This is a genomic window from Oceanisphaera sp. IT1-181, assembly GCF_033807535.1.
Taxonomy (GTDB): Bacteria; Pseudomonadota; Gammaproteobacteria; order Enterobacterales; family Aeromonadaceae; genus Oceanimonas.
This window is the reverse complement of the sequence record NZ_CP136856.1, coordinates 3,157,292-3,172,999: the sequence shown is the minus strand read 5'-3', so window position 1 is coordinate 3,172,999 and position 15,708 is coordinate 3,157,292. Positions and strand designations below refer to the sequence as shown.

The window sequence follows — 15,708 nt, the reverse complement described above, 5'->3', positions numbered from 1 at the left end:
CATAGAACTTGCGAGTGGCGGCAAATAGTACTAAAATTTGCCGCCCTTTTAATACAGGGGAGCCGATTACAAGCACAGCTTGGCGGCGCTATCACCCAATAACGAGGTAATCTCAATGGCTAAGAAAGTCCAAGCCTACATCAAGCTGCAAGTTGCAGCCGGTGCAGCAAACCCAAGTCCTCCGGTTGGTCCAGCTCTGGGTCAGCACGGCGTTAACATCATGGAATTCTGTAAGGCGTTTAACGCTCGTACAGAAAGCCTAGAGAAAGGCTCGCCAATCCCAGTAATCATTACTGTGTACAGCGACCGTTCTTTCACCTTCGAAACCAAGACTCCGCCTGCGGCGTTCTTGTTGCTGAAGGCAGCTGGCGTGAAGTCTGGCTCGGCTAAGCCTAACTCTGAGAAAGTGGGTACTGTTAACCGCGCTCAGTTAGAAGAAATTGCTGAGATCAAGCAAAAAGACATGACCGGTGCCGATGTTGATGCCCGCGTTCGTACAATCGAAGGTACTGCTCGGTCCATGGGCCTGGCAGTGGAGGGTTAAGACGATGGCTAAATTAACTAAGCGCATGCGTGTTATTCGTGACCGCATCGAAAGCACTAAAAACTACGAAATCAATGAAGCCGTTGCTCTGTTACAAGAATTGGCTACTGCCAAGTTTGTAGAAAGCGTAGACGTTGCTGTTAACTTGGGCATCGACGCTCGTAAATCTGACCAAAACGTACGTGGCGCAACTGTGCTGCCAAACGGTACTGGTCGTGACGTACGCGTTGCAGTATTTGCTCAAGGCGCTAACGCTGAAGCCGCTAAAGAAGCCGGCGCTGAATTGGTTGGCATGGAAGATCTTGCCGAGCAAATCAAGAAAGGTGAAATGAACTTCGACGTCGTTATCGCATCTCCTGATGCCATGCGCGTTGTTGGTCAGTTAGGCCAAATCTTGGGCCCACGTGGTCTGATGCCTAACCCTAAAGTAGGTACAGTAACTCCTAACGTTGCTGAAGCCGTTAAGAATGCTAAAGCTGGTCAGGTTCGTTATCGCAACGACAAAAACGGTATCATCCACACCACTATTGGTAAGGCTGATTTCACCGTTGAGAACCTGAAAGGCAACTTGGAAGCACTGTTGGTAGCACTGAAGCGTGCCAAGCCTGCAACTTCTAAAGGTATCTTCATCAAGAAAGTAACCCTGTCCACCACTATGGGTGCCGGCGTTACTATTGATCAAGCAAGCCTAGACGAAAAGAAATAAGCATTTACAAGGCGCATCAACTCACGTAGTATTTTGCGCCTTGTGATTTGGTTGGGGGCTTCGACTCCCGTCCAAGACCGCTGGAGACGTTATCGTCTTAATGATCCAGCGTAGATGGTGCCGGGACCCAGTTAGAAAATATTTTTTCTTCTGGAATCTGTCATCTTGGTGTCTCTGTTTTAACAGAGGCGTGTGTTTAATCTGGGTTTTATCCCAGGTGGATCCAGGAGTTTAGCCAATGGCATTAAGACTCGAAGACAAAAAGGCAATAGTTGCTGAAGTCAACGAAGCTGCCAAGGGCGCCCTGTCTGCAGTAGTTGCCGATGCACGTGGCGTTACTGTAGCTGCCATGACCAAACTGCGCCAGCAAGCGCGTGATAACGGAGTTTACCTTAAGGTAGTCCGTAACACGTTAGCTCGCATCGCCGTTAAAGAGACCAACTATGAGTGCCTCAATGAGGTATTCGTTGGTCCTACCCTGCTTGCGTTTTCCAACGAACACCCGGGCGCTGCCGCTCGTTTGTTCAAGGACTTTGCTAAAGAGCAAAGCGCATTCGAGGTTAAAGGTCTGGCTTACGAGGGTGCTTTTATCCCCGCAGCAGATATTGACCGTCTCGCAAAACTGCCGACGTACAACGAAGCAATTGCACAGCTGATGGCGACTATGAAAGAAGCTTCTGCTGGCAAGCTGGTACGTACTATCGCAGCCCTGCGCGACCAAAAACAAGCAGAAGCCTCAGCATAAGCTGTCGTTTGTTGCTTGAAACCCAAATACTTCAGAACATTAGGAATTTGAGTCATGTCTATCACTAAAGACCAAATCATTGAAGCCGTTGCAGAAATGTCTGTAATGCAAGTTGTTGAACTGATCGAAGCAATGGAAGAGAAGTTCGGCGTTTCTGCTGCTGCTGCTGTTGCCTCTGCTGGCGAAGCTGCTGTTGTTGAAGAGCAGACTGAATTCGACGTTATGCTGACCGCAATCGGCCCGAATAAAGTATCTGTAATCAAAGCCGTACGTTCTGCTACCGGTCTTGGCCTGAAAGAAGCCAAGGGTCTGGTTGAAGCCGCTCCATGTGCAGTTAAAGAAGCACTGAGCAAAGGCGAAGCTGAGACATTGAAGAAAGAGCTCGAAGAAGCAGGTGCTTCTGTTGATCTTAAATAAGCTAAATTTTAGCTTAGCGGCCTGAGTAATCAGGCTAGGGCTGGTGAATATTATTCACCGGCCCTTTTGCGCTGTAGGATGAGAGGAATTTCACATCGTTTGTGCCTCTTGTAGTACCAGCCATCGGATGTTGTCGAGACGTCCGTGTCGAAAAAACGATGTTATTTAGAGCTGTCCCATTTGGACAGATGGGTCACTTATCAGCGAGCTGAGGAACCCTATGGTTTACTCTTACACAGAGAAAAAGCGCATTCGTAAGGACTTCGGTAAACGTGACCAAGTCTTGGACACGCCTTACCTGCTATCAATCCAGCTTGATTCCTTCAAACAGTTTATTGAAGCAGATCCGCGCGGCGAACACGGTTTGGAAGCGGCTTTTCGCAGCGTCTTCCCCATCGCCAGCTATTCTGGCAATGCTGAATTGCAATATGTCAGTTTCCGTTTGGGCGAGCCCGTATTTGACGTTAAAGAATGTCAAATCCGTGGTGTAACTTATTCGGCGCCCTTGCGCGTTAAATTGCGCATGGTGCTGTACGACAGAGAAGCCGCACCTGGCACTGTCAAAGACATTAAAGAGCAAGAAGTCTACATGGGCGAAATCCCGCTCATGACTGTAAACGGCACCTTTGTTATCAATGGTACCGAGCGGGTAATAGTCTCCCAGCTGCACCGCAGCCCGGGTGTGTTTTTCGATCACGACCGTGGCAAGACTCACTCTTCGGGTAAAGTCTTGTATAACGCGCGTGTGATCCCTTACCGTGGTTCCTGGCTCGATTTTGAGTTTGATGCGAAAGACAACCTGTTTGTTCGTATCGACCGTCGTCGCAAGCTACCCGCGTCCATCATGTTACGTGCCCTTGAGTTCACGACAGAAGAAATTCTGGAAATGTTCTTCGAAACCACCACGTTCGAAGTCACCAATGGCAAGTTGATGATGGAACTTAAGCCTGAGCGTCTGCGTGGCGAAACCGCCTCGTTCGACATTCTGGTTGAAGGTGAAGTTCTGGTTGAAATTGGCCGTCGTATTACTGCGCGCCATATTCGTCAACTGGAAAAAGCCGGCATCGAAAAAATCGAAGTACCGGTGGAATATGCTGTCGGTAAAGTGGTTGCTAAAGACTATGTTAACGTCGACACCGGCGAACTGGTTATTGGCGCCAATAGCGAGCTGACCTTAGAAGTGTTGGCAAACTTGTCTGTGGCTGGCATTAAGCAGTTTGAGACCCTGTTCACTAACGAACTGGATCACGGCGCTTACATGTCTGACACCTTGCGTATTGACTCTTCAACCAACCGCGTAGAAGCCTTGGTCGAAGTGTATCGCATGATGCGCCCAGGCGAGCCGCCAACCCGCGATGCTGCTGACACCTTGTTTGAGAACTTATTCTTCTCAGAAGACCGTTATGACCTCTCCACCGTGGGCCGGATGAAATTTAACCGTCGTCTGTTCCGTGATGAGATTGATGGTCCGGGTACTCTGACTAAGTCAGATATCGTTGACGTGATGAAGCGCTTGATCGACATCCGTAACGGTAATGACGAAGTGGACGATATCGACCACTTGGGTAACCGTCGTATTCGCTCTGTGGGCGAAATGGCAGAAAACCAGTTCCGTGTTGGCTTAGTGCGCGTTGAGCGTGCGGTACGTGAGCGTCTGTCATTAGGCGATCTAGATACTTTGATGCCACAAGACTTAATCAACGCCAAGCCGATTTCGGCGGCGGTGAAAGAGTTCTTTGGCTCAAGCCAATTGTCCCAGTTTATGGACCAAAACAACCCGCTTTCAGAAGTCACGCACAAACGTCGTATTTCTGCATTAGGCCCAGGTGGTTTGACCCGTGAACGTGCTGGCTTTGAAGTTCGAGATGTACACACCACCCACTACGGTCGTCTGTGTCCTATCGAAACGCCAGAAGGACCAAACATCGGCCTGATCAACTCACTGGCTTGCTACTCGCGCACTAACGAATACGGTTTCCTTGAGACCCCGTATCGTAAAGTGGTCGATGGCCAAATTACCGACGATGTAGACTACTTGTCTGCCATCGAGGAAGGTCACTTCGTGATCGCTCAGGCTAACGCCGCCTCTGATGACGACAACCGTCTGACTGAAGAGCTGGTTGCGTCCCGTCATAAAGGTGAAGCCACCTATATGAACGCCGATCAGGTGCAGTACATGGACGTGAGTCCACAGCAGGTCGTTTCTGTTGCGGCGTCTTTGATACCTTTCCTTGAGCACGATGATGCTAACCGAGCCTTGATGGGTTCGAACATGCAACGTCAAGCCGTACCAACGCTACGCGTCGATAAGCCGCTGGTAGGTACTGGTATTGAGCGTGCAGTAGCCGTCGACTCCGGTGTAACCGTAGTGGCCAAGCGTGGCGGTATCGTCGATTACGCCGATGCTTCACGCATAGTAGTAAAAGTTAACGAAGAAGAGATGCTGCCTGGCGAAGCCGGTATCGACATCTATAACCTGACCAAGTACACCCGTTCTAACCAGAACACCTGTATCAACCAGCGTCCTTGTGTGATGCCGGGTGAGCGGGTACTGGGCGGCGACGTATTGGCCGACGGTCCTTCAACTGACTTGGGCGAATTAGCCTTGGGTCAGAACCTGCGCGTGGCCTTTATGGCATGGAACGGGTTTAACTTCGAAGATTCCATCTTGCTGAATGAGCGTCTGGTAGAGCATGACCGCCTGACCACCATTCATATTCAGGAACTGACTTGTATCTCTCGTGATACCAAGTTGGGCCCAGAAGAAATCACCGCTGATATCCCGAACGTGGGTGAATCTGCGCTGAGCAAGCTTGATGAGTCCGGTATCGTGTACGTGGGTGCAGAAATGCGTCCCGGCGATATCTTAGTTGGTAAAGTAACTCCTAAGGGTGAAAGCCAGCTAACGCCAGAAGAGAAGCTACTGCGAGCCATCTTCGGTGAAAAAGCCTCCGACGTTAAAGACTCGTCTTTGCGTGTACCTAACTCAGTGTTTGGTACGGTCATAGACGTACAAGTCTTTACCCGTGATGGCATTGAAAAAGACAAGCGTGCCCAAGACATTGAGCACATGCAGTTGAAGCAGGCGAAGAAAGACTTAACTGAAGAGTTCAGCATCCTCGAAGACGGCGTTTACGCTCGTGCTCGTAACGTGCTAATCGCTTCTGGTATGTCTGCTGAGCAAGTGTCTAAGATTGCCCGTAACCAGTTACTGGAACAGTCAATTGATGACGAAGCCAAGCAAATTGAGCTTGAGCAATTAGCTGAGCAACAAGCTGAGCTGAAAGCTGACTTCGATAAGATGTTCGAAAACAAACGTCGCAAGATCACCCAAGGTGATGATCTGGCGCCGGGCGTGCTGAAAATCGTTAAGGTGTACTTGGCGGTTAAACGTCAAATTCAGCCTGGCGATAAGATGGCCGGCCGTCACGGTAACAAGGGTGTGGTTTCTATCATAGTACCGGTTGAAGACATGCCGCATGACGAGCATGGCGTACCGGTAGATATGGTATTGAACCCACTGGGTGTACCGTCGCGGATGAACATCGGTCAGATCCTCGAGACGCACTTAGGCTTAGCGGCCAAGGGCATCGGCGAGAAGATTGACCGTATGCTCAAAGAGCAGCAAGCCATTGCTCGTCTGCGCGAATTCATTCAGGAAGTTTACGACCTGGGTGATGGCATCCGTCAGAAAGTAGACCTGTCTACCTTCACCGACGTTGAAGTGCAGACGCTGGCCAATAACTTGCGCCACGGCATGCCAATGGCAACGCCGGCGTTTGATGGTGCTGATGAGCACGAAATTAAGCGCATGCTGCTGCTGGCCGATCTGCCAGAATCTGGTCAGATCACGCTGTATGACGGTCGTACTGGTAACGCGTTTGAGCGTGCTGTGACCGTGGGCTATATGTACATGCTGAAGTTGAACCACTTGGTGGACGACAAGATGCACGCCCGTTCTACTGGTTCTTACAGTCTGGTAACGCAACAGCCGCTGGGTGGTAAAGCTCAGTTTGGTGGTCAGCGTTTCGGTGAGATGGAAGTGTGGGCACTGGAAGCATACGGTGCCGCCTATACCTTGCAAGAAATGTTGACGGTCAAGTCGGATGACGTTAACGGTCGTACTAAGATGTATAAAAACATCGTCGATGGTGATCACCGTATGGAGCCGGGCATGCCCGAGTCTTTCAACGTATTGTTGAAAGAAATTCGCTCTCTCGGTATCAACATCGAGCTGGACGAAAGTTAAGGCGACAGACTGCCTGAGAAATAACGGCGCCCTCTTTTTTTGAAAGGCGGGCGCCTAGGTAGAACTCCTCACAGGAGACTAATGTGAAAGACTTACTTAAGTTTTTGAAAGCGCAGAATAAGACAGAAGAGTTTGACGGGATCAAAATCGGTCTGGCATCCCCAGACATGATCCGCTCTTGGTCTTTTGGCGAAGTCAAAAAGCCTGAGACCATCAACTACCGTACCTTCAAACCGGAGCGTGACGGTCTTTTCTGTGCCCGGATTTTTGGTCCGGTCAAGGACTATGAGTGTCTGTGTGGTAAGTACAAGCGCCTCAAGCATCGCGGTGTTATCTGCGAAAAATGCGGCGTTGAAGTTACCCAGACCAAAGTGCGCCGTGAGCGCATGGGCCACATTGAGCTGGCCAGTCCGGTTGCTCACATCTGGTTCTTGAAGTCCCTGCCAAGCCGTATCGGTTTGCTGCTGGACATGACATTGCGTGATATCGAGCGCGTGTTGTACTTCGAATCCTTCGTGGTTATCGAAGCCGGCATGACCAGCTTAGAGCGTGGTCAAATGCTGTCTGAAGAGCAGTATTTAGACGCGCTAGAAGAGTGGGGCGACGAATTTGACGCCAAGATGGGTGCCGAAGCGGTACTGTCTTTGCTGCGCGCCATCGATCTCGGTGCCGAGATTGAAGTGATGCGTGAAGAGCTGGGTCAAACCAACTCTGAAACCAAGCGTAAGAAAATTACCAAGCGTTTCAAACTGATGGAAGCTTTCCATGGCTCAGGCAACAAGCCTGAGTGGATGGTGCTGACCGTGTTACCAGTATTGCCACCGGATTTGCGTCCTTTGGTACCATTGGACGGTGGTCGTTTTGCGACTTCTGATCTGAACGATTTATATCGTCGCGTGATCAACCGTAACAACCGTTTGAAGCGTCTATTAGACTTAGCTGCGCCCGATATTATCGTGCGTAACGAAAAGCGTATGCTGCAGGAATCTGTGGATGCGTTGCTCGATAACGGCCGTCGTGGTCGTGCCATTACTGGTTCTAACAAGCGCCCGCTGAAGTCCTTGGCAGATATGATCAAGGGTAAGCAAGGTCGTTTCCGTCAGAACTTACTCGGTAAGCGTGTTGACTACTCCGGTCGTTCGGTAATCGTAGTGGGCCCGACTTTGCGTTTGCACCAGTGCGGTCTGCCTAAGAAAATGGCACTCGAGCTGTTCAAACCTTTCATCTATGGCAAATTGGAAGCGCGCGGCCTAGCTACGACTATCAAAGCGGCCAAGAAGATGGTTGAGCGCGAAGAAGCCGTAGTATGGGACGTACTGGACGATGTGATCCGCGAACACCCGGTATTACTGAACCGTGCACCTACTTTGCACCGTTTGGGTATCCAGGCCTTTGAGCCGGTGTTGATCGAAGGTAAAGCGATTCAGTTGCACCCATTAGTGTGTGCGGCCTATAACGCCGACTTCGACGGTGACCAAATGGCGGTCCACGTACCGCTGACCATAGAAGCACAGCTTGAAGCGCGTGCTTTGATGATGTCGACCAACAACATACTGTCACCTGCTAACGGTGAGCCGATCATAGTACCGTCGCAAGACGTAGTACTGGGTTTGTATTACATGACCCGCGACAAGATCAACGCCAAAGGCGAAGGCATGTTGCTGACCAGCGCCAAAGAAGCGGAAAAGGTTTATCGCGGCGGTCATGCAGAGCTGCATGCCAAAGTGAAGATCCGCATCACCGACTCTGAGCGCATGGAAGACGGCACTGAAGTGGAAACCACGGCTATCCGTGATACCACTATCGGTCGTGCCATCCTGAGCTTGGTTGTGCCTAAAGGCTTGCCTTTCAGCATGATCGACCAAGCCATGGGCAAGAAGCAGATCTCTAAGTTGATGAACGCTTGTTACCGTCGTTTGGGCCTGAAAGAGTCTGTAATCTTTGCTGACCAATTGATGTATACCGGTTTCCAGTACGCCACTTTGTCTGGCGTGTCTGTGGGTATCAACGACTTGGTTATTCCTGATGCGAAAAAGTACATCATCGAAGAAGCCGAAGCCGAAGTATCTGAAATCCAGGAGCAGTTCCAGTCTGGTTTGGTTACCGCGGGCGAGCGTTACAACAAAGTTATCGATATTTGGGCCAGCGCCAACGAGCGTGTGTCTAAAGCGATGATGGAAAACTTGTCGAAAGACAAGGTGATTGACGCGCAAGGTAACGAAGTGCTGCAAGACTCGTTCAACAGCATTTACATGATGGCCGACTCTGGCGCTCGTGGTAGTGCCGCTCAGATCCGTCAGTTGGCGGGTATGCGTGGTCTGATGGCGAAACCAGATGGTTCCATCATCGAAACGCCGATCATCGCCAACTTCCGTGAAGGTTTGAACGTACTTCAGTACTTTAACTCCACGCACGGTGCCCGTAAGGGTCTGGCAGATACCGCATTGAAGACGGCTAACTCCGGTTACCTGACTCGTCGTCTAGTAGACGTGGCGCAAGACTTGGTGATCACCACCGACGACTGTGGCACCTTCGACGGTCTGTGGATCACCTCGCTTATCGAAGGCGGTGATGTGGTTGAGCAGTTGCGTGACCGCGTATTGGGCCGAGTAGTGGTCGAAGACGTGATCCGCCCTGGTACCGAGAATGAAATCTTAGTGGCTCGTAACACCCTGCTCGATGAGAAGTGGTGTGATGAGATCGAAGACAGCTCGGTAGACCGCATTAAAGTACGCTCCGTTATTACTTGTGATAACGACCATGGCGTATGTGCACACTGTTACGGCCGTGACTTGGCCCGTGGCCACTTGGTTAACCAAGGCGAAGCAGTCGGCGTTATCGCCGCTCAGTCTATCGGTGAGCCGGGTACCCAGTTAACGATGCGTACCTTCCACATCGGTGGTGCAGCATCACGAGCGGCAGCAGAAAACAGTATCCAGGTGAAAAACCCAGGTACCTTGAAGCTGGTTAACGCTAAGTTCGTGACTAATAACGACGGTAAGACGGTCATCGTGTCGCGTTCTTCTGAACTGACCATTATCGATGAATTGGGTCAAACCCGTGAAAACCACAAACTGCCTTACGGTGCTTTGTTGGAGAAAGCGGACGGCGAGCAGGTTCAACTTGGCCAGTTAGTGGCAACGTGGGACCCGCACACGCACCCAATCGTTACCGAAGTGGCAGGTCATGTTAAGTTTATCGACATGATTGATGGCGTGACCATCAGCCGTCAAACCGATGAACTGACCGGTCTGTCCAGCATTGTAGTCATGGATGTGAACGAACGTCCGGCTTCAGGTAAAGAGCTGCGTCCGACAGTTAAGCTGATTGATGATCACAACAATGATGTGATTATCCCAGGCACCGACTTGTCTGCGCTGTACTTCTTACCAGGCCGTTCGATTGTCAGCCTAGAAGATGGTGCCGTGGTAAACGTGGGTGACGCGGTTGCGCGTATTCCACAGGAATCCAGTGGTACTAAAGATATCACCGGTGGTCTACCACGGGTTGCTGACTTGTTTGAAGCGCGTCTACCGAAAGAGCCGGCTATCTTGGCGGAAATTTCGGGCACCATCGCATTCGGTAAAGAGACCAAAGGCAAGCGCCGCTTGGTGATCACACCGTTAGATGGTGGCGAACCGTTTGAGGAGATGATCCACAAATGGCGTCACGTGAACGTGTTTGAAGGTGAGAAAGTTGAAAAAGGCGAAGTTCTGGCCGATGGTCCAGAATCCGCACACGATATCCTGCGTCTACGTGGCATTAGCCCAGTAGCCAATTATATCGTGAACGAAGTGCAAGAGGTTTACCGCTTGCAAGGCGTTAAGATCAACGATAAACACATTGAAACAATCGTGCGTCAGATGCTGCGTCGCGCCGAAATAATGAATGCGGGCGATTCCGACTTCATTAACGGTGAGCAAGCAGAAGTGGTGCGTATTCGCCAAGCCAACCGTGCGTTGATTGCGGCGAAGAAGCAGCCAGTGGAATACCGTCATGTATTGATGGGTATCACTAAGGCATCGCTAAGCACTGAATCGTTCATCTCAGCGGCGTCCTTCCAGGAAACCACTCGAGTACTGACCGAGGCAGCTGTGTCCGGCAAAGTAGATAACTTGCGCGGTCTGAAAGAGAACGTGATTGTAGGCCGTCTGGTACCTGCGGGTACTGGTTTTGCCTACCATCAGGCGCGCAATGCCAAGCGTAATCCAGATCAAGCAGTGCCTGTATCGGCAGATGAAGTCGAACAGAATCTAGCTAATTTGTTGAACGCGACCAAATAAGTAACAAGTAACGAATCTCGACTCGCTGATAACAAAGGCTCCCGCAAGGGGGCCTTTTTTTATTCCGTAAAAAGTGAAGCGTAAAGAGTGAAGGGGAAGAGAAGGAAACCTACAGACCATGCAGTGTTGACAGCGTTACTCGGTTGTAGAGGCCGCTTCAGCTGGCCGGAGGCGCATAGCGCCACACAAACCATCGAATCACAGCAAATCCACAAGGACACACCGAAAACAATGCCGTGTTTAACATTGATGTTGTCTGTGGATTCTTGTTTTACTGCGTAGCTCTTTACCTAAGATACGGGCCGACTAAAAGGACTTCTACCGCAAAGCAATAGCTTTGCTGCACCATGCCAATATCGATGTTGATTTTTGGCTTGGCGCTCGGCGCTTTTCTCTCTTATGCCTTTAAGGTATAAAAAATCATCTTTTATTCTTTCTTGTTGCGACCATCCTCGTTTAAGCTATATGCATCTGGAAAAGTGGAAGTGAATGTCATGCTGTTAAAAGAACTCGCGGCGTCTGCCAGCCCGCTAAACGAACAACAAGTCCATAAGCTTACTCAGGTGGCAGCCGAGTTAAGTGCGACTCAACTGGCGTGGGTAAGCGGTTATTTTTACGGCATTAGCCAACATACCGCGGGTATTGCCGCCCCTGGCCCGATTGCAGTTGCGCAACCGGCCGGTAAGTTGACCATTATTTATGCCTCACAAACCGGTAACGCTAAAGGCGTGGCCAAAGAGCTTAAAGCCAGCGCCAGTGCCAATGGCGTGGAAGTGAGCCTGTTTAATGCCGCAGACTACAAAGTCCGTAACCTGAAAAAAGAAACCCATGTGTTGATCGTCGCCAGTACCAACGGCGAGGGCGAAGCCCCTGACGATGCTATCGAGTTTCATAAAGAATTAAAAGCCGGTAAGGCGGGCAAGTTAGACGGCCTGCAATACGGTGTGATTGGTCTGGGCGACTCGTCTTACGAGTTTTATTGCCAGACCGGTAAAGACTTTGATGAATACCTCAGCAAAGCCGGTGCCACGCCATTGTTAGCGCGCTTAGATGCAGACGTGGATTACGACGCTGTGTGCCAAAGCTGGAGCCAAGAAGCCGTTGCGTTGGTTAAAGAAGCACTCAAGTCTGAGGCCGCCAACGATCTGGCCCCTGTGGTGCCACTGACTGCCGGTGCCACTAGCCTCTATAACAAGAAGCATCCCTTTGCTGCTGAGCTGCTGACCAATCAAGCGATTGTCGGTCGTGATTCAGATAGAGATGTGCGCCACTTTGAGATTTCACTAGAAGGCTCAGATCTCAGCTATCAGCCTGGCGATGCGCTCGGCGTATGGTTTAGCAACGACGAACAATTAGTGGATGCGCTGTTGGCGCAGACCGGCGTTGATGCGGCAAGCGAAGTGATTGTGGATGAGCAAAGCGTCACCATACGTGAAGCGCTGATCAACAGTTATGAGCTGACCCAAGGCTATGCCAGTTTTGTGCAGTCTTACTCTGAGTTAACCGATGCACCTAAGTTACGTGCACTGGTCGATGATAAAGCGGCACTGCGTGAATACTGCGCTAAGCACCAAATTTTAGATATCGCCCGTGAACAACAAGGTGCATTGACCGCCGAGCAGCTGCAAGCCAGCCTACGCCGCCTCACACCACGCTTGTACTCCATTGCCTCATCGCAAGCTGAAGTAGAAGACGAAGTGCATCTCACGGTAGGTGTGGTGCGTTTTGACCAAGATGGCGAATCCCGTAACGGCGGCGCTTCTGCTTATCTGTCGGACCGTCTGGAAGAGGGCGCCCAAGTACGCGTTTTCATCGAGCATAACGATAACTTCCGCCTGCCCGCCAATGATGACACCCCGGTGATCATGGTCGGCCCGGGTACTGGCATAGCGCCGTTTCGCGCCTTCTTGCAAGAGCGTGATGCAAGGGATGCCAGTGGTCAAAACTGGTTGTTCTTCGGTAATCCGCACTTTACCCAAGACTTCTTGTATCAGTTGGAATGGCAGCGTTATATGAAGTCCGGTTTATTGAACAAGATTTCCTTGGCCTTTAGCCGCGACCAGCAAGAAAAAATCTATGTGCAGCACAAGCTGCGTGAGCAAGGCGCCGAGGTTTACGCTTGGTTAGAGCAAGGCGCGCACTTCTATGTGTGTGGCGATGCCAACAAGATGGCCAAAGACGTGCACGATGCCCTGATTGACATAGTGGCTGAGCACGGCAACCAGACTACCGATCAAGCAACCGAATATGTAGATGCGCTGCGCGCAGCCAAGCGTTACCAGAGGGATGTATACTAATGAGCGAACAAAAGCTGTCCGATAACGAACGCATGAAGGGCGAAAGTAACTTTCTGCGCGGCACCATAGAGCAAGACTTAAGCGATGGTCTCACCGGTGGTTTTAACGGCGATAACTTCCAGCTGATCCGCGTGCACGGCATGTATCAGCAAGATGACCGCGATATTCGTAACGAACGTACCGCCCAAAAGTTGGAGCCTTTGCATAACGTTATGCTGCGCGCTCGCTTACCCGGCGGCATTATCCAACCTCAGCAGTGGCTGGTGATCGACAAGTTCGCGGAAGAAAGCAGCATCTATGGCAGTATTCGCCTGACTACTCGTCAAACCTTCCAGTTTCACGGTGTGTTAAAGCGCGATATCAAGCATATGCACCAAACCTTGAACAGCACCGGTATCGACTCCATTGCCACCGCCGGTGACGTAAACCGTAACGTGCTGTGCACCAGTAACCCGGTTGAATCAGAGCTGCACCAAGAAGCCTATGAGTGGGCGAAGCAGATCTCCGAGCACTTGTTGCCGAAGACCCGTGCTTACTTAGAAATTTGGTTGGATGGTGAGCGTTTAGATACGCCCGATGAAGAGCCCATTTTGGGTGCCACTTATTTGCCCCGTAAGTTTAAAACTGCGGTGGTGATCCCACCTCATAACGATGTGGACTTGCACGCCAACGACTTAAGCTTCGTGGCCATCGCCGAAGATGGCAAACTGGTTGGCTTTAACGTATTAGTGGGCGGTGGCTTGGCCATGACCCACGGCGACACCGCGACTTTCCCGCGCAAAGCTACCGACTTTGGTTTTATCCCGCTGTCGCACACTATTGCCATTGCCGAAGCGGTAGTGACCACGCAGCGTGACATGGGTAACCGAGTCGAGCGTAAAAACGCCAAGACCAAATATACCCTTGAGCGAGTGGGCGTAGAGGTATTTAAGGCGGAAGTAGAAAAGCGTGCCGGTATCACCTTTGCTGAGGTTCGTCCTTATGAATTTACTAGCCGTGGCGATCGCTTTGGTTGGGTAGAAGGTATCGACGGTAAGCAGCACTTAACGCTCTTTATCGAAAACGGCCGTATTCTGGATTACCCAGGTAAAACCCTGAAAACAGGTATGCGTGAGATTGCTAACATTCACCAAGGTGATTTTCGCTTAACCGCCAACCAAAATCTGATCATTGCCGGCGTGCCGACCAGTGAGAAAGCGCGCATTGAGCAGTTAGCGCGCGAGCACGGTTTAATTGAAGATTCAGTCTCCGAGCAGCGTAAGAGCTCAATGGCCTGTGTGTCATTGCCTACTTGCCCGTTAGCCATGGCGGAGTCGGAGCGGGTGTTGCCAGAGTACGTGACTGAGTTAGAAGGTTACTTGGCCAAGCACAATATTAGTGATGACAATATTATCTTTCGTGTGACCGGCTGCCCGAACGGCTGTGGTCGTGCCATGTTGGCGGAAGTGGGCCTAGTGGGTAAGGCGCCCGGTCGTTATAACCTGCACTTAGGCGGCAACCGCGAAGGCACGCGTATTCCGCGTATGTACAAAGAAAACATCACCGACCGCCAAATTATGGCGGAGCTGGATGAGCTGATTGGCCGTTGGTCCGCGGAACGCAACAGCGGTGAAGGCTTTGGTGACTTTGTTATTCGTGCCGGCATCATCGCCCCTGTTATCGACTCGGCGAGGGATTTTTATGCCGCAGTCTAGTGTGTTACTTAGCTTATCTGAGCTGACTAACCTGAGTGCTGTTGAACGAGCGGCGGCCTTGGCCCCGCTCAATCAAGAGCTAGCGGCCATGAGCGCGCCTGAGCGGGTGCGCTGGGCATTGGAGCACCTACCGGGTGCTCCGGTGTTGTCCTCAAGCTTTGGTATTCAGGCGGCGGTGATGCTGCACTTGGTCACCAAAGAAAAAGCCGATGTGCCGGTGATTTTGACCGACACCGGTTATTTATTTCCGGAAACCTATCGCTTTATCGACGAATTAACCGAGCGTTTAGGCTTAAACCTAAAGATTTATCAGGCCAGTCGCTCGGCTGCATGGCAAGAAGCCTGTTACGGCAACTTGTGGGAGCAGGGCGCTGAAGGCCTGAGCCGTTACAACCAGCTGAATAAAGTTGAGCCGATGCAGCGGGCGCTGCGTGAATTAGAGGCCAGCACTTGGTTTTCTGGTTTGCGCCGCAGCCAGTCTGAGAGCCGCGATAAGTTAGAAGTGCTGGGCGTACAAGGCGGACGTTTCAAGTTCTTGCCGATCATCGACTGGAGCAACAAAGACGTGCATTATTACCTGCAACAGTTTGATTTGCCTTATCATCCGCTGTGGGAGCAAGGTTACGTTTCAGTGGGCGATGTGCACACCACGGCGAAATGGGAACCGGGCATGTCTGAGGCAGATACGCGCTTCTTTGGTATGAAGCGTGAATGTGGTCTTCATGACTCGCAGGAAGCTGACGGTAGCGGTATCTAAACCGTATGCTTTCTCC

General features: G+C 51.1%; 9 protein-coding genes. All 9 read left to right on the top strand.

The window, feature by feature from the left end; all coding sequences use genetic code 11:
* Positions 1 to 115: 115 nt before the first annotated feature.
* Entirely contained in the window at positions 116 to 544 is a 429-nt protein-coding gene (rplK, locus tag R0134_RS14030) for a 50S ribosomal protein L11 (RefSeq protein WP_319782582.1), read from the top strand.
* Positions 545 to 548: 4 nt separating this feature from the next.
* Positions 549 to 1,250, top strand: coding sequence for a 50S ribosomal protein L1 (gene rplA / locus R0134_RS14025; protein ID WP_319782581.1), 702 nt, complete (start codon positions 549 to 551; stop codon positions 1,248 to 1,250).
* A 238-nt stretch (positions 1,251 to 1,488) separates the two neighbouring features.
* Positions 1,489 to 1,995 (top strand): 50S ribosomal protein L10, encoded by a 507-nt coding sequence (gene rplJ / locus R0134_RS14020; protein ID WP_319782580.1) that lies wholly within the window; start codon positions 1,489 to 1,491, stop codon positions 1,993 to 1,995.
* Between the two features lie 54 nt (positions 1,996 to 2,049).
* Positions 2,050 to 2,412: a 50S ribosomal protein L7/L12 gene (rplL, locus tag R0134_RS14015; RefSeq protein ID WP_319782579.1), complete on the top strand. Its 363-nt coding sequence runs from the start codon at positions 2,050 to 2,052 to the stop codon at positions 2,410 to 2,412.
* 220 nt (positions 2,413 to 2,632) lie between these two features.
* Positions 2,633 to 6,661 (top strand): DNA-directed RNA polymerase subunit beta, encoded by a 4,029-nt coding sequence (gene rpoB / locus R0134_RS14010; RefSeq protein ID WP_319782578.1) that lies wholly within the window; start codon positions 2,633 to 2,635, stop codon positions 6,659 to 6,661.
* Positions 6,662 to 6,744: 83 nt separating this feature from the next.
* Positions 6,745 to 10,944, top strand: coding sequence for a DNA-directed RNA polymerase subunit beta' (rpoC, locus tag R0134_RS14005; RefSeq protein WP_319782577.1), 4,200 nt, complete (start codon positions 6,745 to 6,747; stop codon positions 10,942 to 10,944).
* Between the two features lie 494 nt (positions 10,945 to 11,438).
* Positions 11,439 to 13,241: an assimilatory sulfite reductase (NADPH) flavoprotein subunit gene (locus tag R0134_RS14000; protein WP_319782576.1), complete on the top strand. Its 1,803-nt coding sequence runs from the start codon at positions 11,439 to 11,441 to the stop codon at positions 13,239 to 13,241.
* Entirely contained in the window at positions 13,241 to 14,935 is a 1,695-nt protein-coding gene (cysI, locus tag R0134_RS13995) for an assimilatory sulfite reductase (NADPH) hemoprotein subunit (RefSeq protein ID WP_319782575.1), read from the top strand. The genes R0134_RS14000 and cysI overlap by 1 nt, the downstream gene beginning before the upstream one ends.
* The gene (locus R0134_RS13990) at positions 14,922 to 15,692 is read left to right on the top strand and encodes a phosphoadenylyl-sulfate reductase (RefSeq protein WP_319782574.1); all 771 of its coding nucleotides are present in this window, start codon (positions 14,922 to 14,924) and stop codon (positions 15,690 to 15,692) included. The genes cysI and R0134_RS13990 overlap by 14 nt, the downstream gene beginning before the upstream one ends.
* The last annotated feature ends 16 nt before the right edge of the window (positions 15,693 to 15,708 follow it).